Source organism: Pseudomonas sp. S2_A02, assembly GCF_054668495.1.
In genome coordinates this window covers 1,555,686-1,581,075 of sequence record NZ_CP162776.1, presented here as the reverse complement: position 1 = coordinate 1,581,075, position 25,390 = coordinate 1,555,686, and the positions used below count along the sequence as shown (strand labels likewise).

The following is a 25,390-nucleotide window of genomic DNA, read 5'->3' as shown; positions in this document are numbered from 1 at the left end:
CCCGCGGGTTAGAGTTTCCCACAAGCTGAACCTCATCTTGTTGGAGTGCGACTATGTTTTTGCGAAATCGTCTGGTACTGGCCGCTTGCTTGCTGACACTGAGTGTGGGGCTAAGGGCCTCGCCGGCGCAGACCTACGACTTTGGTCAACCGGCCCCGGCCGCCCAGGCTACCCGTAGCGTTGAAGTGGTAATGGGCGATATGTCGTTCGATCCGAAAGCCATCGAGATCAAGGCCGGTGAGACCATTCGCTTTGTACTGGTGAATAAAGGCCAGTTGCTGCATGAGTTCAACCTCGGCGATGCGGCGATGCATGCCAGGCATCAGCAGGAAATGCTGCAGATGCAGCAAAGCGGCATGCTGATGCCTACAGGCATGAAGGCCATGGACCACGGCTCCATGGCCGCAATGGATCATTCCTCCGAAGGGCATGGCATGAAACACGATGACCCGAACAGTGTGCTGGTGGAGCCGGGTAAAACAGCCGAGTTGACCTGGACCTTCACCAAAGCCACCAATCTGGAATTTGCCTGTAATATTCCCGGCCACTATCAGGCCGGTATGGTCGGTAAACTGACAGTCAGTCAGTAAGGACTCAAAGGCGGGAGCAAAGGCTGTTAGAATCCGCTGATTCTTCAGTCAGGTTTCAGCCATGCATCCCGCAGCCGAACATTCGCCGCTGGGCAAATCCAGCGAATACATCGCCACCTACACGCCGTCCTTGCTGTTCCCGATCCCGCGCACCGCGAAATGGGCGGAGCTGGGCCTGACGGCTGAAGCCCTGCCGTACAAGGGCGTGGACTTCTGGAACTGCTTCGAACTGTCGTGGCTGTTGCCATCCGGCAAGCCTGTGGTGGCGATTGGCGAATTCAGCATTCCGGCGGATTCGCCGAACATCATCGAATCGAAGTCGTTCAAGCTGTACCTCAACTCGCTGAACCAGACAGCGTTTGCCGATACCGCAAGCCTTGAAGCGACACTGACGAAAGACCTCTCGGCCGCTGCCGGTAAGCCGGTGGGCGTGCGAATTCGCAGCCTGAAAGATGTTGAGGCAGAAGGCGTCGTGGCGTTGCCGGGCGTGTGCATCGATGACCTGGACATCCGCGTCAGCAACTATGAGCATCCGCGTCCGGAACTGCTGCGGTGCGATGAGTCGCTCATTATTGAAGAGTCCGTGCACAGCCATTTGCTCAAATCCAATTGCCCGGTCACCAGCCAGCCGGATTGGGGCAGCGTAGCGGTGGAGTATCGCGGCGCGGCGCTGGACCATGCGAGTTTGCTGGAATACATCGTGAGCTTCCGTCAGCACTCGGACTTCCATGAGCAGTGCGTGGAGCGGATTTTCCTCGACCTGCAGCGCTTGTTGAAACCAGAGAAATTGACGGTGTATGCGCGGTATGTGCGGCGCGGCGGGTTGGACATCAACCCGTATCGCAGCACCGAAGACGTGCAACTGCCGAACCATCGGCTGGTTCGTCAATAAAGAACCCATGTGGGAGCGAGCCTGCTCGCGATGAGGACGGCACATCCAACATTAATGTTGTCTGATACTCCGCCATCGCGAGCAGGCTCGCTCCCACAGGGGATTGCATTTGCAAATCCCGGATATGAAAAAGCCCCGCTATCAAAAGCGGGGCTTTCTTGTATTTGATGGGTTCAGATCCCCATGTTGCCCAACGCTTGCACGATGTTGCGCAAGGTGCCAGCAAGGGTCGGGTGTTCAAGTTCGAAGCGCTCGACGGCCAGGTTCACATTGTCGGCGAGGTTGGTGTCCTGGGTTTTGGTTTCGAGTTCAAGCTCGAGTTCGATCTGTTGCATCAGCGCGTGCAGGTCTTCGCGCTCGGCTTCGGTCAGCGGTGGATTCTGTTCCAATTGCTCGCGCAGTTTGTTGAGCTGTTCTTGCAGTTCGCGGGCAGGCATGGCGTTCTTCCTTTTATCGATAGGCACTGGCATAGACCGTAGCAGCGCGCCAAAGGTCTATGGCTGACCTTTAGATTAATCCACTCCCGGGCAAACTGCATGATCTCGATCAGGGCTTTTCGCCCTTGAGCCGGCGCAGGCTGATATCGGCCAGACAGGTGTCGAGTTCGCCCAGATGATCGATCACCGAATGCACACCCAGACCGAACAACTGCATTGTCGCCTTGCCGCGCAGGTGTTCCCGTTCCTTTTGGCTCAAGGCCTGCCATTCGTTTGGGGCCAGCCCACACAGCGAGCCGCAGGACGCCAGGCCAATGGTCCACAACCCGGCATTCAGGCCCGACTGCAGAAGGCGCGGTTCGCCACTGACCAGCACGCAACCGTCCAGTCGTTCAACATTCAACGCCATCAAGGCTTGCCAGCAGGCATTCGGCGCGGGCCATGGATTAATTGTTGCCGGGTATTGCGAAGGTTTGATCCAGTCCGGGAGTGCGGCAGCCAGAGTGTGGCTGAAGGCTGGGGGGAGTTCGTCGAGCCAGGCGCAAGGAATCTGTTGGCGCTGCAAACTGGACAGGCTATCCAAAGCACCGGGCGTGACTTCGGCATGCTCGGCAGTCAGTGTGCCGGCTTGGCGAGTGCGTGCGCCGAAATCCACCAGACATCCACTGAGGCCGAACAGTACAGCGGTCAGGCTGGGTGCGATGAGAGGCGAGGTTTCGGCGCGTGGCATGTCAACATCCTTGAAATAGTAACAAGGCTATTCGTGGACGGTGACAGTTGAGTGACACTGATGTGAATCGCTCCCAGCCAGGAAGAATCATCCGGGGACCGTCGCGCACGATGCTGCCTAAACCGGGTTATCCGTCATATACTAGCGGTCTTTGCGACTGGGCCAAGCGCCCGCGTCAGTACAATCCAAGGAGTTTCTCTATGCGCTGGAGCAATCGACTCGCTCAGCTTTGTATGTGTGCCAGTGTATTGCTGGTTCCGTTTGCGGCTCAGGCTGCCACGGAAGATGATCCTTGGGAAAGCATTAACCGCCCGATCTACAAGTTCAACGATTTTGTCGACACTTATGCACTGAAGCCATTGGCTCAGGGCTATCAATTCGTCACGCCGCAGTTTCTGGAAGATGGCATCCACAACATGTTCCGCAACGTCGGCGACGTGACCAACCTCGCCAACGACGTGTTGCAGGTCAAACCCGCCGCGGCAGGCGTCGACACCGCGCGTTTGATCTTCAACACCACCTTCGGCCTGCTGGGCTTCTTCGACGTGGGCACTCAGATGGGTCTGCATCGCAATGATGAAGACTTCGGCCAGACCCTCGGTTACTGGGGCGTGGGTAGCGGCCCATACATAATGCTGCCGCTCTTGGGTCCAAGCACCTTGCGTGATGCGCCTTCCAAGTATGTCGACGGCTATACCGGCCCATACCGCTACATCCACGACGTGCCGGTGCGTAATTCGATCTTCGGCCTGAACATCGTCGACACCCGCGCCAACCTGTTGTCGGCCGAGAAGCTGGTCAGCGGCGATAAATACACCTTCATTCGCAATGCGTACCTGCAAAACCGCGAATTCAAGGTCAAGGATGGCCAGGTCGAAGACGATTTTTAATCTCGACCGGTAAAACGAAGAAGGCGGCCATTTGGCCGCCTTCTTTCGTTTGGATTACGGGTTGAATCGGGTTATTTCATCTTCAGGATTGTAAGTCCGAGTTTCTGACTGCCACCGTCCTGTGCTTTTACCCACACCACTTCAGTATCGGCCTCAAGGCCTTTTAGCGCCGCATGATCGGAATCGATCCGCACGCTAAGCCGGTCACCGACCTTGAATAAGCGGGGCGCCTCAACCTGCATACCGCTGCTGGAAAGGTCGATGCAGACGGCTGGCACCTCATCGCCCTCATGAATCAGCGCCACATCGGCATCGACCCGCATGCGGATGAAATCGCGCTTTTCGCTATAGTCCCGATCAGTTTGGCTCATGGGCTCGATCCTTCCTTTGGGTTACGGTTTTGCCTGTTCTTATAACTCTCGGTGATTTGACAAGTAAAGACGTCAAGCGACCATCGGCGTGAGCTTGAAACGCCTCGCGGATGGGAGTACCGTCTGCGCCTTAGAAGGGCACCTTTGGTGGACTTGTGAGTAGGGCAAACGCTCGAAAACAGTGCAGTCAGAGAGGCTAGAAAGCGAATCCAGTAGTGTGAGCAGGGCCAAGTGCCCAGCCTGCTACGCCAACCTAATTCTGGCGCCGTTTGCCCACATGCCAAAAACCAGTGCCACGCTGCTGATAATCGATGATGACGAAGTAGTGCGCGCGAGCCTCGCGGCCTACTTGGAAGACAGTGGTTTCAGTGTCCTGCAGGCCAGCAATGGCCAGCAGGGTCTTCAGGTATTCGAGCAAGACAAGCCCGATTTGGTCATCTGCGATCTGCGCATGCCGCAGATGGGCGGACTCGAACTCATTCGCCAGGTCACCGAGCTGTCGCCGCAAACACCGGTAATCGTGGTGTCGGGCGCCGGTGTGATGAACGACGCGGTCGAGGCTCTGCGCCTGGGCGCGGCGGACTACCTGATCAAGCCTCTCGAAGATCTGGCCGTGCTCGAGCACTCCGTGCGCCGGGCCCTGGACCGTGCGCGCCTGCTGCTGGAAAACCAGCGCTATCGCGAGAAGCTGGAAAAGGCCAACCGCGAGCTCGAAGCCAGCCTGAACCTGCTCCAGGAAGACCAGAACGCCGGTCGCCAGGTGCAGATGAACATGCTGCCGGTCAGCCCCTGGAGCATCGACGAGTTCCAGTTTGCGCACCAGATCATTCCGTCGCTGTACCTTTCGGGCGATTTCGTCGACTACTTTCGGGTCGACGAGCGTCGGGTAGCGTTTTACCTGGCGGACGTTTCCGGTCATGGCGCCTCTTCAGCCTTCGTTACCGTGCTGCTGAAGTTCATGACCACGCGCTTGTTGTTCGAATCCAAGCGCAACGGCACATTGCCGGAGTTCAAGCCTTCAGAGGTTCTTGGTCATATCAACCGGGGCCTGATCAGTTGTAAGCTGGGCAAACACGTCACAATGGTCGGTGGAGTCATTGACGAGGAGACCGGTTTGTTAACCTATAGCATCGGCGGTCATCTGCCGTTGCCTGTGTTGTACACGCCAGACAGTGTTCGTTACCTGGAAGGGCGCGGTTTGCCGGTGGGCCTCTTCAATGAAGCCACCTACGAAGACCACGTACTGGAATTGCCGCCAGTGTTCAGCTTGACGCTGATGTCTGATGGCATTTTGGACCTTTTGCCAGAACCCACACTCAAAGATAAAGAAGCTGCTTTACCTCAACGGGTGAAGGCAGCGGGCGGCAGCCTGGATGGTCTGCGCCAGGTTTTTGGATTGGCCACGCTAGGGGAGATGCCGGATGATATCGCCCTGTTGGTGTTGAGCAGGAATCTTTAATGAGTACCGGTAGAATCCAGTTCGCCGAGCAGGACGGCACCTTCGTCCTGAAGTTCGTCGGTGAAGTTCGCCTGACCCTGTGTTCGGCGTTGGATGCGACTATTGAGCGGATCTTCACCGCGTTGAATTTCAACGCCATCGTGATCGACCTGACCGAAACCCGCAGCATCGACAGCACCACTCTGGGTCTGCTGGCCAAACTGTCGATCCTGTCGCGGCAAAAGGTCGGCCTGCTGCCGACCGTCGTCACCACCCACGAAGACATCACCCGTCTGCTGCAGTCCATGGGCTTCGAGCAAGTGTTCAACATCGTTGACCGCCCGATCCCATGCCCTGAATGCCTGACCGACCTGCCAGACCAGGACCAGTCCGAAGAAGTGGTGCGCGTCAAAGTTCTCGAAGCGCACAAAATCCTCATGGGCCTGAACGACTCCAATCGTGAAGCGTTCCATGACCTGGTGAATGCGCTGGAGCGGCATTGATCCTTTGAAGTGATGGAGGGCCGCTCTGGCCCCATCGCGAGCAGACTCGCTCCCACACCGATCTCAGCCATACCATAAATCCCTGTGGGAGCGGGCTTGCCCGCGAAGGCGTCCGCACACCCACCACGGTCATCAGTGCCAAGCCACCTCAATCCCAACTACCAAACGCGCACAAAAAAGGGCGAACCCGTTAGGTTCGCCCTTTTTGCATAGCAAACTAGATCACAACTTGGCCTGCAACAACGCCTCAAGCTTCTCCTGATCCCGAGCAAACTGACGAATCCCCTCGGCCAGCTTCTCGGTCGCCATCGCATCCTCGTTGGACAGCCAACGGAACTGCGCTTCATTCAAGCTCAGACGCGCTTCACCGGCATGTCCAGGCGCCAATTTGCGCTCCAGCTTGCCAGTATCCGCCGCCAGCTTCTCCAGCAGATCCGGGCTAACGGTCAGACGATCACAACCGGCCAACTGCTCGATCTGATTCAGATTGCGGAAGCTCGCGCCCATGACCACAGTCTTGTAGTCATTGGCCTTGTAGTAGTTGTAGATGCGCGTCACCGACTGCACGCCCGGATCATCCGCGCCGGTGTAGTCGTTGCCGGTGGCCTTCTTGTACCAGTCGTAGATGCGGCCCACGAACGGCGAAATCAGAAATACCCCGGCATCGGCACATGCGGCCGCCTGAGCGAAGGAGAACAGCAGTGTCAGGTTGCACTGGATGCCTTCCTTTTCCAGCTTCTCGGCGGCGCGGATACCTTCCCAGGTCGAAGCGATCTTGATCAGCACGCGGTCACGGCCAACGCCGGCCTTGTCGTACAAGTCGATCAGACGGTGCGCACGCTTCAATACGGCGTCAGTGTCGAACGACAGGCGCGCATCCACTTCAGTGGAAATACGGCCCGGTACTACCTTCAGAATTTCTTGCCCTACCGCAACGCCAAAACGGTCGCTGGCCAAGCCTACATCGCCCTTGCAGTCGTGAACGCAAGCGTTCAGCAACTCGGCATAAGCGGGAATGGCCGCCGCTTTGAGCAGCAGGGAAGGGTTGGTGGTAGCGTCCACGGGTTTAACGCGAGCGATTGCTTCGAAGTCGCCGGTGTCGGCAACCACGGTGGTCATTTGTTTGAGTTGTTCCAGCTTGGAAGTCATGAGCGTGCTCTGTCCTATGGGTCTAATGACATTACCCGAGCGCTTGCAGCCACTCAAGGGCGCGTACGTGTATCGATGGCCCCAGCGGCAACAACCTGAAAACGGATGTTTGAAAGGCGGGGCGTGGTGTTGGTAGATACGATGCTGAAATGGGGGGGAGGTTCAAACTACCTGACGGCCAGTTTTTTCATTCAGCGTTGGCAACTGTGAATAGCTGAGCAATTCGCGTGGGTAGTTCGGCGGATGAGACCAGAATCAGGCGTTGTCCCGCCCGCGTCATAGCCATGTAGAGTTTGCGTGCACTCTGTTCAAGGTCGTCGGCGGAAACCGATTCAGTCTGCACAGTATCTCTGAGCAGTTTCTCGAATCCCACTAGAAACACTACGCTGGCCTCCAGTCCGGTAGCCGTCTCGACGCTGGAGACTCGCAAGTTATCGAGAGGATCTTGCGCCGAGTCTTTACCATTCAAATCCCAGATTTTTGCTGCGTTGAACCGATCCTGCAATGAGCGGAGCAGCAACTTTTTGTCTGCGCTTCGACCGTGAATGACGAGCATGTTGGACAAAGCAAACACTTGGGAATCCAAGTGCGCGGCTATTTCGTTGCAGGTTTGCTCGATCGCGTCTTGTGGTGATTGGGAGATAATCAATAAAGGCGCGATGCCCGCTTCCATGCCCTCGAAGTCCGGTTGCAAGTAATCGTCAGGATCAGTTTGGGTGAACTCTGCCAGCACCTGATTGGCCGCGCTAAGAATGGCCTGTGTGGTCCGATAAGACTTGCGCAGCTTTTTGGTTTTACCGGCTACGTCCAGACCCACGCGTTTCCAGCTCAGTCGGCTTTTCAGAAAACCCTGATTAGGGTCTGCACATAGAAACAGGCTGCCTTGGGTTTTTTCCAGCGTGCGCTTGACCAATTGGAACCAGGTGGGGGCGAAGAACTGAGCTTCATCTACGAGGATATGGTGATAGTTGTCGAGTTTTTCCCATTGATCTTTCAGACACAGGTCGCGGGACAGTGAGCTCCATAAGCGCAGTTTTTCTTGGCCGAGTTGCAAGATTACGTAGTTAAAAAGTGACCATACTTGAACCCGCTCTTCCTTACGCAGTGCAAAACCCTGACCCGCACGTTCGGCCGCGAGATAGCTGTCGACTGTTTCGATCAGGTTTTCATTAATAAATTCAAATTCGTCGAACAACTGTTCATCGCTGGGTTTGAGCTCAGGATACTCCTGGCGGTAGTGCTTGATCAGTCCGATCACTTTCGAGTTTGGAGGCATTTTAGGATCGCGTTTGAATACGTTCACCCATTGTTGGCGTATCCATGCCAGCGCAGTAATGACCGTCAAGTTGCCGGGAAGCTTGCCGTGCGCGCGCTCCAAGCGATGATTGAGGTCTTTGACCACCGGCACGTTATGAATCAGCATCAATACCTTCTGTTCTGGAAACCGCTTTGCCAGAATCAGCGCACGGTTCGCCGCAATCAGCGTCTTGCCGCTGCCCGCAACACCGTTCACCAGCCGTACTGAAAAGTCGCTGACGGTTTCCGTTTGTTCTTCCGGTAACTCCAGATCGAGTTTACTGGCCCACTCTTGCTGGTTGTCCAGGAAGTAGCGCAGGGTTTTCGCTGAGTTGTCTCGTGCAAAATGTCGGCGAGTGGTGCAAATACCGGGTATTTCTGCTTCCGGGAAGTAATGGCCCAGGACATTCTGGCTGGCGTCCTGGCTAAGTGGAGTGAGCAATCTGGGCAGCACTTCGTGACCGCTGTCCAAAAAGGTCTTTTTCGACATCAGGCGTATCCCGCGTGACGCGCCATAATGCTCCCACAGCGATTTGGACTGATCGGAATCGCAATTCCACATCACCACGAGTTTGCCTATGCGTTGTTCGCCAAGGTACTCGGGATCATCCATAGCGCTCAGGGACAAAAGCAGGTTTATAAACTCTTGTTGTTGGCTAGCTCCAAACAGTTGACCAGGATCCAGTGATTCATAAGGCATTTCACACAGGACCAAGGCCAACCATTGATGTTCGGCCTGTTGCAGGAAAAAATCCGGCACCCATGGCAGGGTAGTAATGCATTTGCGCACTACGCAGTCGCCTTCGAGTTTCCTGAACAGGCGTTTGATGTGTACATGGGGGCCGCTGCTGCGATGCCACTCCGGGATAAACAAGGTCGTCATGCGTTGAACTCGACTTTGCGGCACTGGCTGATCAAATCGCGATATTGTTCCGCCCACTGCTGGATAGTGTCATTGGCACAAACAATGCCCCGTTCCAATTCAGGCCCGATAATGATGAGTTTGGTCATTGCGCGTGTAATAGAGACATTCAACCGTTCGGGTTGAAAGAAAAAATCGGCTACAGCCCCGATAAACACTTCGTCGCCGCTGGCCAGCGAGAGAATGATTAGTTCACGTTCCTGGCCCTGCATCCGCTCAACCGTATCGGCGACCACCAATTTGGCTGCTTCTCGACCGAAGCGCTTGACCAGTAAATTCCTGATGGCGCGCCCTTGTGCTCGATAGGGCGACACGATGCCAATTTCATGCAGTGGCAGGCCCAGAGCCTTGGCGGCCTGGCATAATTGCACGACGCGTTCAGCATCGCTGTGATTGCGGTTTTTTGCGCCGGAGTCCGCAGTGGGGATGAACACGGCGCAGGCCAGGGGATCGAACACCTGCGCAAATGGCCCTTCAAGGTCTGCGCTTTGGAAGCGTCGAAGTCTATTGGGTCCTGCCGCCTTGAGCCGATTGCTGTAGTAGGTGTTGCTCGGCCATTCGGTCAACCAATGATTCATGCGGTAGGTGTCTTCGAGCATCACTGTGTGATCGGCATCTTGGGCAGTCAAAAGGCCGAAAATCGACATTGAATCACCTGACAGAATAGATCGCGACAACATCACCGGCGGTAACTGTTTCTGGTCACCGATGAAGATAAACCGTTTGGCTTTACGCATCGCCATCAAGGCCAGAGGCAATGTGATCTGGCTGGCCTCGTCGAAGATCACCGTATCAAAGGAGTAATTTTCCAGACGACTGCATGTGGCAAACGGCGTGGCGCCAACCACGTAACCGCTTCCGTTCTTGGGCCAGCCCTTCCAGTTGGCGGGTTCTTGTACCCAGTCCACGGCTTTGTCGAGGTCTTCGGGACGGCCACCTATTTTCACTGTCGGTACATTGCGTGCGGCAATTTTGCTAAGTGCATTATTGATGGCCATGTGTGTATGTGATGTCACGAATACCCGCTCACCCCGTGCGACTAACAACTGCACGATCAACGCCAGCGCCCGAGTTTTTCCGGTGCCCGGAGGGCCCTGAATACAGGCAATCTGCTCTGCACTGAACGCCATGCCCACGGCTTGAGCCTGGCGATCATTACAGCCTTCGTCCAAGGCAAATTGCTCGGCATAATCAAGTTCCGCGACATTGAACGTGATCTCCGGCGACTTACCCAGCAGCGGAATAATCACGCTATTGCCATGAGTGCTCTCTGCAATATCGTTCAGCGCTTTCACGTAGTAGTGAGTCAGGTCCATTCCATCGGGATCGGCGTAACAAGCACCGCTCTGATAATGGTTCCAGACTGTGGACGCCAGTTTCTCGCTCAACAACCAGCGACCATCTTCCTCTCGCTCGAACTTCATCTTTGCGCAAAGTACATGGCCCAGCGGATCGCCCAAGTGCAGGCGCAACATGTCACCTTCACGAAACCGTGAATCACCGTCGTCGAGATAAGCCCAGAGCTGTGTCGGGAGCTCGGCCTTTTCAAGCCGAATGAAACCTTGCGTCAGACCCTTCGTTAGCTTCTGCTCCAATGGCAGCAGCCATGTCTGTTGAAGTTGCTGCACATTGGCAAGTCGTTCTGCTTCGACGAAGGCGTGAAGATCCTGGATAATCGGGTGCTGTCCTTGCATAGCGATAACTCATCCTTAACACGTAATTACAGTGTTACATAATGCGTAACCAGGGCGCGAGCCTTGTACTGGGTTGCCAACACTTCGCGTGTCAAGCGTGGCGCATAAAAAAGGGGCTGCTTTCATTCTTTCGAAAAGAATAAAAGCCCGCCCCTCATCGCTGCATCAAATTACTTGGGCCTTATCGCCCCTCAAGCAACTCCGCCGCCTGATCCAGCAACGCCAACGGCTCTTTGGCCTTATGAATATCCACCGACAACAGCTGCCGAAACTTGCGCGCCCCCGGAAACCCGGTGCCCAACCCCAGCACATGCCGAGTGATGTGATGCATCGCCCCACCCGCCAGCAAATGCTCGGCGATATAAGGCCGCAACTGCGCCAGTGCCTCGGCCCGGCTGATCACCGGTGCCTTGCTGCCGAACAGCTGCTGATCTACCTCAGCCATCACATAAGGGTTGTGATACGCCTCACGGCCCAGCATCACGCCGTCAAACGTCTGTAAATGCTCGTGACAAGCCTCCAGCGTCTTGATCCCGCCGTTGAGAATAATCTCCAGCTCCGGAAAATCCGTCTTCAACCGCGCCGCCACGTCATAGCGTAAAGGCGGAATGTCGCGGTTCTCCTTCGGCGACAACCCCTCCAGAATCGCAATCCGCGCATGCACGGTAAAACTCGTGCACCCGGCATCCCGAACCGTGCCGACGAAATCACACAACTCCTCGTAACTGTCCCGCCCATTAATCCCGATCCGATGCTTCACCGTCACCGGAATCGACACCGCATCACGCATCGCCTTCACACAATCGGCCACCAACTGCGGATGCCCCATCAGGCACGCCCCGATCATATTGTTCTGCACCCGATCACTCGGGCAGCCGACATTCAAATTCACCTCGTCGTAACCGTGCTCCTGGGCCATGCGTGCGCAGGCGGCCAAGTCCAAGGGGACGCTGCCGCCGAGTTGCAGGGCGAGCGGGTGTTCGGCTTCGTTGTGACGCAGGAAACGATCGTGATCGCCGTTGAGGAGCGCGCCGGTGGTGACCATTTCGGTGTAGAGGAGGGCGTGCTTGGAGAGCAGGCGTAGGAAGAAGCGGCAGTGGCGGTCTGTCCAATCCATCATCGGGGCGACCGAAAATCTTCTATTAATAACTACTTGATTTATAACGATTTTTTCTTTTGAAGAAATCACTTTAAAGCCTTCGTGTGTAGCATTGGTGCACACGTGGTGTGCATGACGGGTGTGTGCAGTGTATTATTCGAGTACAGCGAATTGAACAGGGATTGCACACGACGATGGCGAGTATTGTAAAGCTTCCGAGTGGCAGCTGGCGCGCTCAGGTTATGCGCGGTGGCGTGCGGAAAGGGATGACGTTCAAGAAGCATGCTGACGCGAAGAGATGGGCTGCTGAGATTGAGAGCAAGCTTGAGAGCATCCGGGCCGTAGGGACAGCACCAACCCCCAAGGGCTCGACTGTTGCGGACTTCATCAATAAATACATCGAAGAAACCGAACCGGTCAAACCGCACGGCAAGAACAAAAAAGCGACCCTCTTACGGCTGAAATCGGAGTTCAAAGGTGTCCTGATGTCGGAGTTCTCGATCCTTCATCTTCGTGACTTTGTAGACAAAAGACTCAAGCAGAAGACTCAGGCCGGCACTACGGTTTCGGGCGTCACTATCGCTGTCGATTTGTCGTACATCTCTACGGTTTTGCATTGGGCGCGCGAAGTGAGGCACTACGACGTTGATGCAGGCATTGCAAACGAGGTTCGCAGCAGTCTGTCGCGCCGTGGTGTGAGTACGCGTAGCAAACAACGTGAGAGAGAAGCTACCGAAGATGAGCTCGACAAAATTTTCGCGGCATACGAAAAGAAGGGGGCGAGACAGAAGATCCCAATGCAGCATCTGATTGCTTTCGCCCTGGCTTCTGCGATGCGCCAAGAAGAAATTTGTCAGATTCTCATTGAAGACATCGACCATGTTGATAAAACAGTGAAGATCAGAAGCCGCAAGCACCCTCAGGAGAAGATCGGAAACAATCAGACTGTTCCTCTTCTGCCGGCAGCCTGGAAAATCGCTATAGCGCATGCTGGAGATCGAAAAGAAGGGCGTATTTTTCAATACAACCCAGCGTCAGTCAGCTCATCGTTTACTCGTATCTGTCAGCAATGCGAAATTGATGACCTGGTTTTTCATGATCTGCGCCACGGAGCAATCGGCAAGTTGTTTACTGTTGGTCTTCGAATCGAGCAGGTTGCTCTGATTTCTGGGCATCGGGACTGGAAGATGCTGAAGCGCTACACGCACATTAAAGCTAAAGATGTGCAGAAGGCCTTCAATGACTTGCTGGGTGTGCAGGCATCGAAGGCCGAATGAAGTCAAATTGAGCGCAATATGGACTCGCGACTACGTGTTCTTCTCAGTGAGTGCATGTAGTCTTTGACATCATCAAATGCATAGAAAAAGGCACGTCCGAAGAGAGTAGGGATTGGGCCTTTGCCGTGCTTTCGCCAGTGTTCGAGTGTCTCTTTCTTCACTTGGGTGATTTCGATCATCTGTTCTTCGGTCAAGAAGCCCAGGGACATGACAAGTGCGTTACGTTCAGACATTGGATAGCTCGTAATCCGTGAGCGCGCGTACCCTCCTAGTCGTAGCGCCAAATGTTTGATTTGCCGGTTCCATGAGTACTAAGGCGTTGAGAGTGCAGGTTGTGTAGGCGGATCAATCGATGGCACTTCTGTTCGTATCCGAAGAGCTCAAGCCATCATTACGTTTGTTAAAATTGGCCGGCTGACATTTGTGTATAGCGTAAGAGCCACGAAGTGCCGCCGTTCTGCTGCCAAAATCGAGGCGCTCGACCGATACGAACGGGTCGCGGCGATTTCTTTGCAGAAATGAAGGCTCGAGTTACAGGCGTGCGCATCAAGATTTCCCTTTTCAAGTCAGTAGCGTGCATCAAGGCGCCGTCCGGTTCGATGTCAATTCATGGTGAATGTTTAGTGATTCGCTGTCAATGAAAAAAATCAGTATGCATATTGACAAACCGTCAATTTTCAGGGTTAAAGAGTATATGAAAGGTATACTGTAAACACTGAAAAGACCTGCAGGGGATCAGCTCGCACACAGCAATGGCCAGCCAGCGCCTATCTGGAAATACGCGGGAGCCTGTCTTGAGTGCTGCAAGAGATATGTGAGGAAGGACGATGTTGTCGCCTTGGGATGTGCGTTCGGGTATGGCTGACTTGCCTCGTGCCCGATCCGCCTTAACGAGGCAGTCGAGCTCTTCCTAAATTTTGTCGGCTGTGAGTTTTTTAACCCTTTTTTCTGATGGCATGGCGATTCTCAAATTTTGGACGTAGTTATCCCAAAAAATTAGCCGCTTGGTTTGGGCTCAAAAGACAAGCTAGCCGTCCTTCGGCCGAATAAACGACTCCTATAAGCAAAACGGCCTCTTTAGGCTTTCGGTAAGGTTGATTGGATTTTCTTACCAAGCTACCAATTGGCCAGTAAGCAAATTGAATTTCAGAAGCGCTGGGCAAAGGTCAGTTGGGTTTTGCTTGAAAAGGTGAGTAGAGATTGAGAGGTTTGGAGAAAGCTGTTTTTGAATTCAATAACTATACACTCCGTTTTGAAAAAACGATTTCAAGGGGGTAGCCGAAGATATATATTGCTTGACATTTCGTGAGTGCTGAAAAGTCTAGGCTTTGCGTCGCTTGTGGCTAATTGATGGCTGACGTGAAAGCAGCTAGCTGCCCGAGCCTTGTATCATTTTGAAACCGCCACTCGAGGAGAAGGCGCTGACTAATGCCGCCCCGATGCTCTCTCGATCACGCCTGAGCTTCCGTGCGCAATGTTTGTAGCTTGCTGAAATGGTGGCTCTGTGCTATTGAAATTATCCGGTTATTTAAACCCGCACTTGATTTGTTGCTACTGCAAACTGAGCTGAAGTGGATCACTCCGAAGATCTTCGTCCGTTCGCGGTGTCTAAAATCATCACCCTGGGCAAACATGCACGATGTCGTCCAGGTCGTGATGGCCTGGAGATGATAGCGGATGAAAAGTACGATACCCCAGAGCCTGATTGCTGGGGGCCGCCGGTAAACCAGAGGCTCACAAGACGTTTGTCAAAGCACTGTACTGCGTAATTGCACTTCTACCCGCCATCGCGGCCTCTCCACTGCCGTATTACGTTGATGGCGTGAATGCTTGTCCGACAGCAGACGTAGGTGGAGTGTCAGATTACAAGGATTTTCTAGAGTTTATGACAGACCCCAAGCATTCAGAGTACGACGACGTGGTGGGCTAGCACGGCGAGGTATTTGAGCCGCTGGCATTTGACCGCGAGCGGGTTAAGGAGTGTTTTAGAAGAATCAAGGTTTGAGATGCAGGCGTTGCAGCTCGAACGCCTGCGGTGAAAATGCTTCTCCTGTGTATCTGTTGGCCATCAACTCATGGATGATGCCTGGGGGGCACGATCGGTTTGCATCCGAAAGGTAGTGAGATCGGGCTGCATGAAGTCAGCCTTCATCAGAAGGCCATAAGTGTTATCGAATTCGCTTAAACGCCGACACCATCACCCTTACTACTGGAGTTCGGGCAGTGTGTCCCTTCAAGTCTGCCAGTACCGATACACCGTTGAGCTCGCCAATCCAAGCCTCCGCGCCACCTCAGCCTGACTCAGTCCTAACGCTTTCAGCTCTCTCACAGCATCGGCATTCTCGGTTTTGCCAGGCTTACCTGAAGGTCTTTTTTTCAGGTCTTTGCCCACAAATTGACTTCGGACAAGCTCCTCTCCTCCTTCTGCTTTGAATGAGTCAAGTTCTGCACGTGCTCGCTCTAGAGTGGTGTTGGTAGGTTCATCCTTCTGGATAGCGACGCAGAGGGTCATAAGAGCAATAGGATCGAATTGGAGGGCCTCTGCTAGCTCGATCAATTTGGCAACCGTGATGTTGCTCTTTCCTTGCTCCAGCTTACCGATGTTTGCTTTTGCACTGACGTCTGCCAAATCACCGTAGTCAAAGCCTCGGATTGTCCTGATTGCCCTGAGTGCTCCCGCGATCTCATTCTTAAGCGACATGGTCTGCCCTAAAAGCGAGGATAGAGCCATAACGCGAGTCTTCTGATAAACCACGTTTAGTGGTATTATTGGAAATGTGCGATGACGCCTTCTCAGAGCTAAGCCGCACAATCATAGGTTTCAGAGTCTTTTGGGTATGGGCATCAGGCAGTTTTAGCGACCTGAGCACCCAAACATATCACATGTATTGTCAGAGGCTTTTTGATTGGAAATCGAAAATATCCAAGCAGCCGGTGAGCTCCTCTCCAGCATCGGAGAGCCTCGGTCTGGTTCTACGGAAAGCCAAGAGCGCTTGATTCAACTAGTACAGAGCCGCTTCCCAAACAAAGGCTTTTGCATCGTCCAGCAGTGGACGATCGTGCGCGCGATAGCGAGCGATGGGGATCTCACCAAAATCCACATTCATGGCCACCTGCCGCTCTTTGTTTTCGCCGAAAAAGTCATCCTAGACAGCCGAGGACGCTTCGATTACGGAAACTGGGTTCGCAGCACCATGGCTATTTCATTCCAAGATGGCTTTCTCTTTGAAACCAAAAACACGGTGTACGTTTTGGTGGGAGACGGCGACGAAAAGTCAGCCAGCCTCGCCGCGATACTGTCTCTTTATCAGTGATGTCAGCTGCAACAGCGGCCTGTAGATCCACGGGAATGTGAAATGTTTAGAAGTCATGAAACTGTTGCCGAGGGCACTCCTAATATTTTTGGGGATGGGTATTCGAACTGGCGGATGTTTGAACGCCACTTGGCTCATCCTTGGTATCACGTCGTCCTTCAGGAGCGCTTGGAGGGCACGGTATGGTCAAGCACCATGATGATTAGTGACGTCGATATGCTCGAAGAAATACTTTCCAAACAAACCAGCGAGTTTGTCGTTACGGAAATTCAGGTCGTCACGCCTGGGTGGATGAACAAAGCCGGCAAATGGATTATGGAGGGGCTTTCGGGGTTGCTGGTCGGATATGACTCTAGTGGTGCTCGTGTTTGCCTTCATAACATTGGCGACGAAAAGGCTTATACGGATGCCCCAGGCTGTCTTGTTGACCCTCACTCTCTCAAAGGGCTTCGAGTGATTTTTTAATCCGAGTACGTAAATCGCAGCCTCTCCTGGCAAGGCGCGCCATGCTCGGAGGCCGCCCGCCGCAGCTGTATGCAATGTACTACTAAATCGAAAGTGGTCGTCTGCTATGAAAATTCAGATTTACTCAGATCTGCACCTCGGCTTCGCTCGATTCGAACCTGCCCGAACCGAAGCGGACGTAGTCATTCTCGCTGGTGACATTGATATCAAATCGCGTGGAGTCTCGTGGGCGAACGACACATTCCAGTTCCCGGTGATTTACGTCTGCGGAAACCATGAGTACTACGGCGGCCACATTGATCACACGCTTCAAAAAATGAAGGACGCGGCAGCGCCTCACGTGCACGTCCTCGAAAACGAAGTATTGATCATCAACCAAACTAGGTTTTTGGTCACAACTGCATGGACAGATTACTCGTTGACCGGAGATGTCGTTGCCGCGAAACGAGTCGCTTGGGACTGGATGAACGATTTCACCGTGATCAGAACCGATGAAAATTTCCGACGTTTGCGTCCTGATGACTTGATCGCTAAATCACAGGCGGCGTATGCCTGGCTTACTGGGGAATTGGACAAGCCTTTCGACGGTAAAACTGTTGTCGTCACGCACCATGCCCCTACTTCGGAATACGTAAGCGGGGATTTTCCAGAACACCTCGTTGCTGCGTACGCAAATAATTGGCCTGAGCTTTTGGAAAATGCCGATCTGTGGATTTATGGACATACCCACATCGCTGCGGATTTCGTTAAAGAAGGATGCCGGGTTGTGTCAAATCCTCGCGGATATCCGACTGAAGATACCGGTTTCGCTCAGGATTTTTTGCTCGAGATTTGATGAGCTGCGATTCAGCGATAAACCTCAGCAATCTGAGTTTTTCCCTAAGTTGTTACGCTGGGATGAATTCCATTTTTGTGCGATTCAAACCTAAATCGATCGAGAAATTCACATGGTTACGTTAGAAGAGATTTCCCAGCTCCTTTACGGAGCAGGGAGGGAAGCACCTGGCTGGCAGGGCAGCCAAGACGAGCTAATCGCGTTGGCCGCAAAGACGTTCCCGGGCAAAGCCCTCTGTGTTGTGAAGCAGTGGATCCTGATCGACCTCACTGTGACACCTGCTGAGAAAGACAAACTCACCGGCCTTGGTCTACTTCCCGCGACGCTTTTCGCCCACGAAATTGTCCACGACAGCCAAAATCGCTTCCAGCCCACCATGTGGGTACGCAGTAATTTCGGCGTCTCTTCCAGCCCTTATATGTTTGAAACCAAAAAACTGTCTATCTCCTGCTTGGTCAAGGACTGAGAAAAGAAGCTAGCATTGGTGCCGCTTTTTCAATGAAAGCAGGGTGAGCGATGCTTGCCGACGGTTTATTCATGGTCGTTTTGGAGCTTGAGTTGGATGCCTGAAGTAATTGAGCTGGAATTTCATAGTAAAGATGTCAGCGAATTTCAGCTGCGCCGTTTGGTGCGAGCAAGCCTTCGCAAATACACGGTGCCTGTCACGGCATTCATCAGCGACGCTTTTATTGCAGATGACACATGCGTCGGGGTGTCATTCGATCACTCTGAGAAGGATGATGCCTACCACAGAGCTGATGGTTCAATTCTTCACACGGGTAAAATTCAGTTGGCGAGGAAAGAAGGGCGGTTTTGGTTGCTCGAGACTCAGGATGGTAATTACGTCATCGCTAGCTTCAGGCGAGACCTCGGAAGAGCTAGCTTTTCAAAGCTTCTCCAGTCCGCCGATAGATTCTGATCGGTAGTATGAAAGCCATCAATTGATAACCTGGTAGGGCCGTGTCATATGCCAGATGAACGATGGTCAGTCGTTAGGGCAATAGCCCATTTTGACGAGTTGCTCGACCAGGTGATCACGACCCGCAAACCAGTTTTCGTTGATGGAGCTCGCAGGACTGCGGTGCTCATTTCCATGGAGGAATGGGAGTCGATTCGAGACAGGCTCATCGCTCGCGCCCCGTCAGACCTTTGAAATCGCCTGCTATCCCTTTTAAAGTTTTAATCAGCGGCGCTCCGAGTTACCTCTGCGGAGTGCTCCAAACTGACTCTATCGTACGAAGTTCTTTTTACGTCGGACGGATTCACATCTCGCCTTGGCTCAGTAACCGTACTCGTTCAGTAGCTTTTGCAAAAACTCACGCCGCCGTTGGACGATACTCAAAAGGAGATAGTCGCGGTCGATGTCTCTTGTCGACAAATGCCCTGCGTCCACAAGACCGTGGATATAGCCTTCGGCTCTGCCCCTAGCTTCGAGCAATGCCTCTTTGGATGTGCTTTTGTAGATGTCTCCAGCGATGAGCTCCCACCGCTTTTTCTGACGGTGCCCAACGGGGTCATCGGAAAATTTCGGAGCGTTGATCAGATTGTTGAAATCGGCATGTGCGTTTGGTGTGTTCAAAGCAGATTCTCGGAACGGTGATAACTGAGCGGAGGTTATCATGCGCACACTATATCGCTTGTTGTTGGCTGGTTTTTGTAGGCGCTGGCGCGAAGGGACGACTTCAATGATGGTGCACGCTATCGGTGGCACCTTTGAACATTGCGGAGCGTACAGGCAGTGCTATTCAGTGAGTACATTCCTAGCCCGGAGTTCGATATGGGATACCTCAGCCTAGAGGACATCTACCCCGATGACGTAGCAAAATATGGCCATATGCGGGTGGGAATGACCGATCTCTATGTAAAAGACAATCACGCCATTTATGGTGTGGTTACGCGTGGCGAATATCGCGAGCTGACCAGTAGGTTACTGCGTGACGAAGTGGTGCAAATGATCATCAGCGCTAAGCTCGCCGCATTGCCCGAGGATTACGATCCGTGGATTAGGCGGATCGAACGCAATCGTGCGTTACACGCTAGGTATGGCGATAGATTCAATCCCTGGGGGGACGACTGAAGGCCCCACGCCCAATCATAAATGCAGCGCCTCATCTTACTCGGCCGACCTTGTAGTTACGTTCCCCGAAAATCCATCGGTAGTGGTAAATATTGGGACGGAAACGGGCTCTGATGACAGGCCTCAATCGTTGAAAAGGAAAGGGCGTTGAAGATATTCCTTGATTGCGAATTTACTCAGCTCAATCGGGACTCGAAGCTGATATCACTAGCTCTGGTATCAGAGTCGGGCCAAGAGTTCTACGTTGAGCTGACCGACACCTTTTTGGTCGAAGACTGTAGTGATTTCGTTATTCAGAACGTTCTACCACAACTTGATCCTCTGCGATGTGGTCAGTCGCTTAGCGAAGCCCAAACCTCTCTTCGCAGATTTCTAGGGAGCTTCGTCGAGCAGCTTGAGGTGTGTTCAGATGCGCCACATTGGGATTGGCAGTTGTTCCGTGATCTCGTTTGTGTAGATCATCAACCCTGGCCAATCCACGTTATGGATCAACCAACCGACCTCACGATCCTTTTCAATCAGGTAAGTGCGGAAGCTCTTGAGGAGCTGGATCTATCTGATCTGCCGCACCATGCATTGCTAGACGCGCGGATGCTTGCAGAGCTTTTCAAGGCACTGGCTTCTCGGTTTGCTCTGTCACCATAGAGGTACATCGCGATGTGGGTCGCTGAGCTTTGAACGGTGTCCTGCTGGTGATTTGAGTTCCACCACTGGCGTCGAAGCGACAAAACTGGATTATTTCAAATTATGGCTCAGCCATAATTATTGCTGAGCCATAATTTTCACATTCAAAAACTCCCTTTAATCGGAGCAACACTTCGGCATCAGAACAGGCGGAACCTGCCGCAGTTGCTGCAACGTCGAACCGCATGAGGTTGAATCATGAATGACCCTCGTATCCCCAAGATCACGTCCGCGCACCGTGTTCAGTACAAGACCTCGCCGACGAAGGAACCGATGGAAGCCCATCTCTTCGTATCCCGAACTCTCGGGCTCCTGGCGGCTGACATGGACGCATATCCGAAGCGAATGCTGCCTGTGGATATGCGTCTGGTCGCGCGCATCTTTAAACTAGTCGGTCAGGTAGATGTTGACCTCAATTCACCGCTCTCAGCGGAAGACGAGTAAATCAAGGGCCGCGAACCTCGACTCGCGAACACGGAGCTCTCCGACTCTAAATTCAAGTTTTGCTTTTTAGTGTATTGTTAGGTGACTAACTACGTAGAGAACTACCATGTCCAAACTTGCAGAATTCCGCCAACTTGAAAAACACCTCGCTGAACAGCTTCAAGCGCTTGAGGCTCTCAAGGGTGATGCTGGCCTGAAGCAAGAAATCGAATTTGAAACCAAGCTTCGTGCTCTGCTCGCCGAGTATGGCTACAGCCTGAAAGACGTGATCAATCTGCTTGATCCGCAGTCTGGTCGTCGCGCTCCAGCAGTCCAGTCGCAATCGGGCACCCGTAAGCCGCGCCAGGTGAAGGTCTACAAAAACCCGCATACCGGTGAAGTGGTCGAAACCAAAGGCGGCAACCACAAGACGCTTAAAGAGTGGAAAGCTGAGCACGGCTCCGCGACAGTTGAGTCTTGGCTGACTAAGTGAGTTTGGTTTGAGTACAAAGGGCCCTTCGAGGGTCTTTTGTGTATCTGGTCACAATGCACATATTCAGCTCCGCACGATGCTGCGAGTGGTATCAAACCTTCGGTTTGTGCTGGTGCAGGTCTAGTAACCAGTCAAATCCTTAGAGTGGAGATATCGATGCCGGAAGCGGGTATTCGTCGGCGTTGAGTACCCAGCCTTCTTTCAAGGAGAAGTCGACTCGAGGGGGGAGAAGATATCAATCAGTTGATTCTGCCCGTCGTCCATGCCTTGCGATGTGTGAATCGCTGGCGGAGGAATAACCGCGAGTAATCATTAGCGTGAGACGACCTCCATCTTGCAAGCGGATCGAACTTGGGCCAGCCGGTACGAATGCTATAGAACCACCTTTCACTTGGGTCTGGACGCCTCCCCAGGTGATTTCGAAAGGCACGTCTGTTGACGCCGATACCGAATTGACCCACGTGCTGAGGCAAGACTGACCCACCTATGAATCTGCACAAATCCCGCATAGGCAATAGTTCGAGAGGAACAGACTGGGTCAGTGACATCTCGGCAATTGGGTCAATTCGGCATCGGTGCCAACAATGCGAGAACACGAGATGGCGCCGGTTGGCCTAACCCTTCGACTTCCTCGCCAACATGCGGCAAGCACAGCCCATAAAGGGCTGTGCCTAACGCAGTTTTATGAATATTTGGCAATGTGTTGGTTGCGTAACATATTAAATCTCGCAAAGCCTTCTTCGAGATCGGCGATAAGATCAGATGGATCTTCAAGGCCAATATGCAGCCGCACCAGATGCCCGTCAACTTCCCAAGACGTCGCACTTCTAACGGGTTTGGGATCTGCGATCATCGCCAAGCTTTCAAAACCGCCCCAAGAGTAGCCGATTGAAAACAACGATAGGCTATCCAAGAGTGCATCTGCCGCTACTTGTGTGGAAGGTTTGGTAACGAAGGAGAGTAAACCTGATGCTCCTTTAAAATCCCTCCTCCATAACTGGTGCTGAGGATGAGACTCTAATGCAGGATAATAAACTGCTTCCACTTCCTCGCGTGTCTCCAGCCACTTGGCGACAATCGTAGCATTTTTGTAATGGCGTTCCAGTCGCACATCTAGCGTCCTCATCCCTCGGAGCGCCAGCGTCACGTCATCCGGACTCGCAAACAAGCCCATGTTGAAATGGAATCGCTTGAGGCTATCCCACGCACGCTTGGAGGCTGATACGGTGCCAAGAACCGCATCGGAGTGGCCGACGATATATTTCGTGGCCGCCATGATGGACAGATCGACACCAAGTTCCAGTGATGGAAAGTAAAGCGGGGTACCCCAAGTGTTGTCTGCAATAACTAGGATGTCATGATCATGGGCAACCTTGGCTATAGCAGGGATGTCTTGTATTTCCAGAGTCAAGGAGCCAGGAGATTCGGTATAGATCGCTTTAGTGTTTGGCTTGAGGAAGTCTACGATTCCGGCACCTATTGTCGGTTCGTAAAACGAGACCTCGATTCCAAGGCGTTGACCCACCTGCTCACAAAAAGCCCTTATCGGCGAATACACGTTGTCGGCAATTAGCAGGTGATCCCCAGCTCCCACCACAGACAGTATGGCAGTCGTACATGCGGAGAGCCCTGAAGGGCAAAGAACCGTGCCTTCCGCTCCCTCCAACTGCTGGAGGGCTTGAGTCAATGCCTCCGTCGAAGGGTTATTCCACCGGCCATACGTATATTTTTGGCGTCCCTCGCGCATCGATTCACACGTAGGGAAAGCCACAGTGGAACCACGGTAAACCGGAGTATTCACGAAGCCATGATGCTGATCAGGCTCGATAGAAGCGTGGGCGAGTAGGGTCTGCACGGTTTTATATTTTTTCATACTGGCTTCCTTTTCTTGCGTAGTGGAGGGCTCGTCGCGTGCTGCCCGGCGCGTTGTCGTGATTAAAGTCCTAATTTAATTAAATGTCTACCATTAGGTTGGTATGTCAAAAAAACCGTTTAAAAACAGAAGGTTGAATAAATAGTCACGAAATGTGTTGCAAGGCTACCAAGTGGATGGTAGGTTTTTCGTGTCTAGAGATCTCGCCCTTGCTCGTCCGAAAAAGCGATGCTTGTGGGTGCTAGGACATTTCTGGAGTGATACCTAATGTCTGTAATAGCATTGGGCACGGAGCTCGCTTTATGACTTCTCTTTGGGACTGGGAATAAAAATTTAAGTTTGCAAGGCATAAAAAAAACAACTGCAAATTAATCGCTTGGGTGAAGTATGAAAAAGCAAAGGGTACAGCCCGTTTTAGCAGTTCAGTGTGATAGCGAATTGAAAGATAAGTCGAACTGGCTTGACTCTCATGAGAGTGGCTACTCAAAACATCTTAAAAAACGTCATGTGCAGATGATGGCGCTAGGTGGAGCTATCGGCACGGGTTTGTTCTTGGGAGCAGGGGCAAGGCTTCAAATTGCCGGGCCTGCACTTGCAGTGGTGTATTTGGTGTGTGGGGTTTTTGCTTTTTTCATATTAAGAGCGTTGGGCGAGTTAGTGATGCACCGCCCTAGCAGCGGGAGTTTTGTATCTTATACTAGAGAATTTATGGGGGAGCGTGCCTCTTTTGTAGCGGGGTGGATGTATTTTTTGGTTTGGGCATTAACAGGCGTAGTGGACATCACAGCTATTGCAATATACATGAAATACTGGAGCGTTTTTTCGGATGTCCCACAGTGGATATTCGCGCTTAGCGCTTTGGGTGTGGTGACATTGATGAACATGGTCGGTGTTAAATGGTTTGGTGAAATGGAGTTTTGGTTTGCTGTTATTAAGGTGGCAGCTATCAGTGTCTTTTTGGCGGTCGGTTCGTTTTTCTTTGCTACTGGCCACGAGGTGGCGGGGCACATCCCGGGCCTGCATTTGATATCTGATAATGGGGGTATTTTTCCTCATGGCCTTCTGCCGGCAATCATTATCGTGCAAGGCGTAATTTTTGCTTATGCGAGTATTGAGTTGGTAGGAACCGCTGCTGGTGAGACAGCGGATGCTAAAAGTGTCATCCCTAAAGCAATTAATGGGGTGGTTTGGAGAATAGGGCTTTTTTATGTTGGCTCAGTATTCTTGCTAGTCACTGTACTGCCGTGGACGGCCTACAGCGCCAATGTCAGCCCTTTTGTGACTTTCTTTGAGGCGCTCGGAATTCCTGGCATTGGCTCCGTTATGAATGTTGTGGTAATGACTGCGGCGCTCTCTAGTCTAAACTCTGGTTTGTACGCAACTGGACGAGTATTACGATCGCTAGCTATGGGGGGGCTCTGCTCCAAAGATGTTTAAACGAATGAGCACCCAAGGTGTTCCCTATATGGGGATCTTGGTTACTATGGGGATCAACGTATTTGGCGTGCTATTAAACTTTTTAATTCCGTCTCAGCTTTTCGAGCTTCTGCTTAATCTAGTATCTCTGGGGATTCTTTCCACATGGGCATTCATTGTGCTTTCGCAAATAATGTACCGCCGTGCAGTGAAGAGAGGTGAAGCCGAGATGGTCTCATTTAGAATACCAGGCGCTCCGTTTACCTCTTGGTTGACCTTGGGATTCTTGCTTGTAGTTTTGGTACTATTGGGTTTCGATTATCCTAATGGAACATATACTGTTCTATCTATACCGTTAGTCGCTGGAGCATTAATGCTGGGTTGGGCTAGGGCTGTCCGTTCCAAAGTCTTGCGCTTGGAAGAGAATGAGGGTAGCTCGAACCATGTAGGAGTCTAGCTTGATGGCGATGAGAGTACGGTTGATGGCGTGCTCTCATCGCTTGAGTTGAACAGTTGCTCTAA

29 protein-coding genes are annotated in these 25,390 nt (G+C 52.8%); 18 read left to right on the top strand and 11 right to left on the bottom strand.

Annotation, left to right across the window (positions count from 1 at the left end; all coding sequences use genetic code 11):
• Positions 1 to 53 precede the first annotated feature (53 nt).
• On the top strand, positions 54 to 590 hold the full coding sequence (copI, locus tag AB4O41_RS07180; RefSeq protein ID WP_460146880.1) for a copper-resistant cuproprotein CopI: 537 nt from the start codon (positions 54 to 56) through the stop codon (positions 588 to 590).
• Positions 591 to 651: 61 nt separating this feature from the next.
• Entirely contained in the window at positions 652 to 1,482 is an 831-nt protein-coding gene (queF, locus tag AB4O41_RS07175; RefSeq protein ID WP_460146878.1) for an NADPH-dependent 7-cyano-7-deazaguanine reductase QueF, read from the top strand.
• Between the two features lie 173 nt (positions 1,483 to 1,655).
• On the opposite strand, the gene AB4O41_RS07170 is transcribed toward queF, so the two are convergent.
• Together AB4O41_RS07170 and AB4O41_RS07165 are read right to left on the bottom strand one after the other, a co-directional pair.
• Positions 1,656 to 1,919 carry a DUF4404 family protein gene (locus AB4O41_RS07170; protein WP_413697203.1) on the bottom strand — a complete coding sequence of 88 codons (264 nt, stop codon included), beginning with the start codon at positions 1,917 to 1,919 and terminating at the stop codon, positions 1,656 to 1,658.
• 109 nt (positions 1,920 to 2,028) lie between these two features.
• A complete protein-coding gene (locus tag AB4O41_RS07165; protein WP_460146876.1) occupies positions 2,029 to 2,649 on the bottom strand; it encodes an HAD family phosphatase in 621 nt (206 codons plus the stop codon).
• Between the two features lie 200 nt (positions 2,650 to 2,849).
• Between AB4O41_RS07165 and AB4O41_RS07160 the strand changes: the two genes are divergently transcribed.
• Complete coding sequence (locus tag AB4O41_RS07160; RefSeq protein WP_460146874.1) at positions 2,850 to 3,539, top strand: MlaA family lipoprotein; 690 nt, start codon at positions 2,850 to 2,852, stop codon at positions 3,537 to 3,539.
• Positions 3,540 to 3,610: 71 nt separating this feature from the next.
• On the opposite strand, the gene AB4O41_RS07155 is transcribed toward AB4O41_RS07160, so the two are convergent.
• Positions 3,611 to 3,910 (bottom strand): PilZ domain-containing protein, encoded by a 300-nt coding sequence (locus tag AB4O41_RS07155; protein ID WP_123720896.1) that lies wholly within the window; start codon positions 3,908 to 3,910, stop codon positions 3,611 to 3,613.
• 277 nt (positions 3,911 to 4,187) lie between these two features.
• Between AB4O41_RS07155 and rssB the strand changes: the two genes are divergently transcribed.
• Both rssB and rssC read left to right on the top strand, forming a co-directional pair.
• Positions 4,188 to 5,369: a two-component system response regulator RssB gene (gene rssB / locus AB4O41_RS07150; protein WP_038979995.1), complete on the top strand. Its 1,182-nt coding sequence runs from the start codon at positions 4,188 to 4,190 to the stop codon at positions 5,367 to 5,369.
• The gene (gene rssC, locus AB4O41_RS07145) at positions 5,369 to 5,851 is read left to right on the top strand and encodes an anti-sigma factor antagonist RssC (RefSeq protein WP_007897104.1); all 483 of its coding nucleotides are present in this window, start codon (positions 5,369 to 5,371) and stop codon (positions 5,849 to 5,851) included. The genes rssB and rssC overlap by 1 nt, the downstream gene beginning before the upstream one ends.
• Before the next feature lie 222 nt (positions 5,852 to 6,073).
• Here rssC and tal read toward each other — a convergent pair whose 3' ends face one another.
• From tal to dusA, 4 genes are all read right to left on the bottom strand, one after another.
• Positions 6,074 to 7,000 carry a transaldolase gene (tal, locus tag AB4O41_RS07140; RefSeq protein WP_217858289.1) on the bottom strand — a complete coding sequence of 309 codons (927 nt, stop codon included), beginning with the start codon at positions 6,998 to 7,000 and terminating at the stop codon, positions 6,074 to 6,076.
• 187 nt (positions 7,001 to 7,187) lie between these two features.
• Positions 7,188 to 9,179, bottom strand: a complete 1,992-nt coding sequence (locus tag AB4O41_RS07135) for a DEAD/DEAH box helicase (RefSeq protein ID WP_460146871.1) — start codon at positions 9,177 to 9,179, stop codon at positions 7,188 to 7,190.
• Complete coding sequence (locus AB4O41_RS07130; RefSeq protein ID WP_460146869.1) at positions 9,176 to 10,912, bottom strand: DEAD/DEAH box helicase; 1,737 nt, start codon at positions 10,910 to 10,912, stop codon at positions 9,176 to 9,178. Before AB4O41_RS07130 ends, AB4O41_RS07135 begins: the two co-directional genes overlap by 4 nt.
• Before the next feature lie 181 nt (positions 10,913 to 11,093).
• Positions 11,094 to 12,032, bottom strand: a complete 939-nt coding sequence (dusA, locus tag AB4O41_RS07125; RefSeq protein WP_460146867.1) for a tRNA dihydrouridine(20/20a) synthase DusA — start codon at positions 12,030 to 12,032, stop codon at positions 11,094 to 11,096.
• A gap of 245 nt (positions 12,033 to 12,277) precedes the next feature.
• On the opposite strand from dusA, the gene AB4O41_RS07120 reads away from it, so the two are divergent.
• The gene (locus AB4O41_RS07120; protein WP_204124325.1) at positions 12,278 to 13,288 is read left to right on the top strand and encodes a tyrosine-type recombinase/integrase; all 1,011 of its coding nucleotides are present in this window, start codon (positions 12,278 to 12,280) and stop codon (positions 13,286 to 13,288) included.
• A gap of 2 nt (positions 13,289 to 13,290) precedes the next feature.
• Here AB4O41_RS07120 and AB4O41_RS07115 read toward each other — a convergent pair whose 3' ends face one another.
• Positions 13,291 to 13,521 carry a hypothetical protein gene (locus AB4O41_RS07115; protein ID WP_204124324.1) on the bottom strand — a complete coding sequence of 77 codons (231 nt, stop codon included), beginning with the start codon at positions 13,519 to 13,521 and terminating at the stop codon, positions 13,291 to 13,293.
• Between the two features lie 1,589 nt (positions 13,522 to 15,110).
• Here AB4O41_RS07115 and AB4O41_RS07110 point away from each other — a divergent pair.
• Positions 15,111 to 15,218 carry an IS1096 element passenger TnpR family protein gene (locus tag AB4O41_RS07110; protein WP_460148312.1) on the top strand — a complete coding sequence of 36 codons (108 nt, stop codon included), beginning with the start codon at positions 15,111 to 15,113 and terminating at the stop codon, positions 15,216 to 15,218.
• Between the two features lie 303 nt (positions 15,219 to 15,521).
• Here the strand turns inward: AB4O41_RS07110 and AB4O41_RS07105 are convergent, their stop codons facing one another.
• A complete protein-coding gene (locus AB4O41_RS07105) occupies positions 15,522 to 16,019 on the bottom strand; it encodes a helix-turn-helix domain-containing protein (RefSeq protein ID WP_460146865.1) in 498 nt (165 codons plus the stop codon).
• Between the two features lie 175 nt (positions 16,020 to 16,194).
• On the opposite strand from AB4O41_RS07105, the gene AB4O41_RS07100 reads away from it, so the two are divergent.
• The 5 genes from AB4O41_RS07100 to AB4O41_RS07080 all read left to right on the top strand — a co-directional run bounded on the left by AB4O41_RS07100 (position 16,195) and on the right by AB4O41_RS07080 (position 18,821).
• Positions 16,195 to 16,602, top strand: coding sequence for a DUF6957 family protein (locus tag AB4O41_RS07100; protein ID WP_460146863.1), 408 nt, complete (start codon positions 16,195 to 16,197; stop codon positions 16,600 to 16,602).
• A 42-nt stretch (positions 16,603 to 16,644) separates the two neighbouring features.
• On the top strand, positions 16,645 to 17,067 hold the full coding sequence (locus AB4O41_RS07095; RefSeq protein WP_053154046.1) for a hypothetical protein: 423 nt from the start codon (positions 16,645 to 16,647) through the stop codon (positions 17,065 to 17,067).
• 106 nt (positions 17,068 to 17,173) lie between these two features.
• A complete protein-coding gene (locus AB4O41_RS07090) occupies positions 17,174 to 17,902 on the top strand; it encodes a metallophosphoesterase family protein (protein WP_460146861.1) in 729 nt (242 codons plus the stop codon).
• A gap of 112 nt (positions 17,903 to 18,014) precedes the next feature.
• Positions 18,015 to 18,368 carry a DUF6957 family protein gene (locus AB4O41_RS07085; RefSeq protein WP_460146859.1) on the top strand — a complete coding sequence of 118 codons (354 nt, stop codon included), beginning with the start codon at positions 18,015 to 18,017 and terminating at the stop codon, positions 18,366 to 18,368.
• 96 nt (positions 18,369 to 18,464) lie between these two features.
• Positions 18,465 to 18,821, top strand: coding sequence for a hypothetical protein (locus tag AB4O41_RS07080; protein WP_460146857.1), 357 nt, complete (start codon positions 18,465 to 18,467; stop codon positions 18,819 to 18,821).
• A 360-nt stretch (positions 18,822 to 19,181) separates the two neighbouring features.
• On the opposite strand, the gene AB4O41_RS07075 is transcribed toward AB4O41_RS07080, so the two are convergent.
• A complete protein-coding gene (locus tag AB4O41_RS07075) occupies positions 19,182 to 19,481 on the bottom strand; it encodes a hypothetical protein (protein WP_460146855.1) in 300 nt (99 codons plus the stop codon).
• Positions 19,482 to 19,679: 198 nt separating this feature from the next.
• On the opposite strand from AB4O41_RS07075, the gene AB4O41_RS07070 reads away from it, so the two are divergent.
• From AB4O41_RS07070 to AB4O41_RS07055, 4 genes are all read left to right on the top strand, one after another.
• Positions 19,680 to 19,979, top strand: a complete 300-nt coding sequence (locus AB4O41_RS07070; protein ID WP_460146853.1) for a hypothetical protein — start codon at positions 19,680 to 19,682, stop codon at positions 19,977 to 19,979.
• A 147-nt stretch (positions 19,980 to 20,126) separates the two neighbouring features.
• On the top strand, positions 20,127 to 20,624 hold the full coding sequence (locus AB4O41_RS07065; RefSeq protein ID WP_460146851.1) for a 3'-5' exonuclease family protein: 498 nt from the start codon (positions 20,127 to 20,129) through the stop codon (positions 20,622 to 20,624).
• 237 nt (positions 20,625 to 20,861) lie between these two features.
• The gene (locus AB4O41_RS07060; protein ID WP_460146849.1) at positions 20,862 to 21,107 is read left to right on the top strand and encodes a type II toxin-antitoxin system PrlF family antitoxin; all 246 of its coding nucleotides are present in this window, start codon (positions 20,862 to 20,864) and stop codon (positions 21,105 to 21,107) included.
• Positions 21,108 to 21,213: 106 nt separating this feature from the next.
• A complete protein-coding gene (locus AB4O41_RS07055) occupies positions 21,214 to 21,579 on the top strand; it encodes a histone-like nucleoid-structuring protein, MvaT/MvaU family (RefSeq protein ID WP_460146847.1) in 366 nt (121 codons plus the stop codon).
• A gap of 682 nt (positions 21,580 to 22,261) precedes the next feature.
• Here AB4O41_RS07055 and metC read toward each other — a convergent pair.
• Positions 22,262 to 23,452: a cystathionine beta-lyase gene (gene metC, locus AB4O41_RS07050; RefSeq protein ID WP_460146845.1), complete on the bottom strand. Its 1,191-nt coding sequence runs from the start codon at positions 23,450 to 23,452 to the stop codon at positions 22,262 to 22,264.
• A gap of 387 nt (positions 23,453 to 23,839) precedes the next feature.
• Here metC and AB4O41_RS07045 point away from each other — a divergent pair, with 387 nt between their 5' ends.
• Together AB4O41_RS07045 and AB4O41_RS07040 are read left to right on the top strand one after the other, a co-directional pair.
• A complete protein-coding gene (locus tag AB4O41_RS07045) occupies positions 23,840 to 24,889 on the top strand; it encodes an amino acid permease (protein ID WP_460146843.1) in 1,050 nt (349 codons plus the stop codon).
• Positions 24,882 to 25,325: a hypothetical protein gene (locus AB4O41_RS07040; protein WP_460146842.1), complete on the top strand. Its 444-nt coding sequence runs from the start codon at positions 24,882 to 24,884 to the stop codon at positions 25,323 to 25,325. Before AB4O41_RS07045 ends, AB4O41_RS07040 begins: the two co-directional genes overlap by 8 nt.
• Positions 25,326 to 25,390 lie beyond the last annotated feature (65 nt).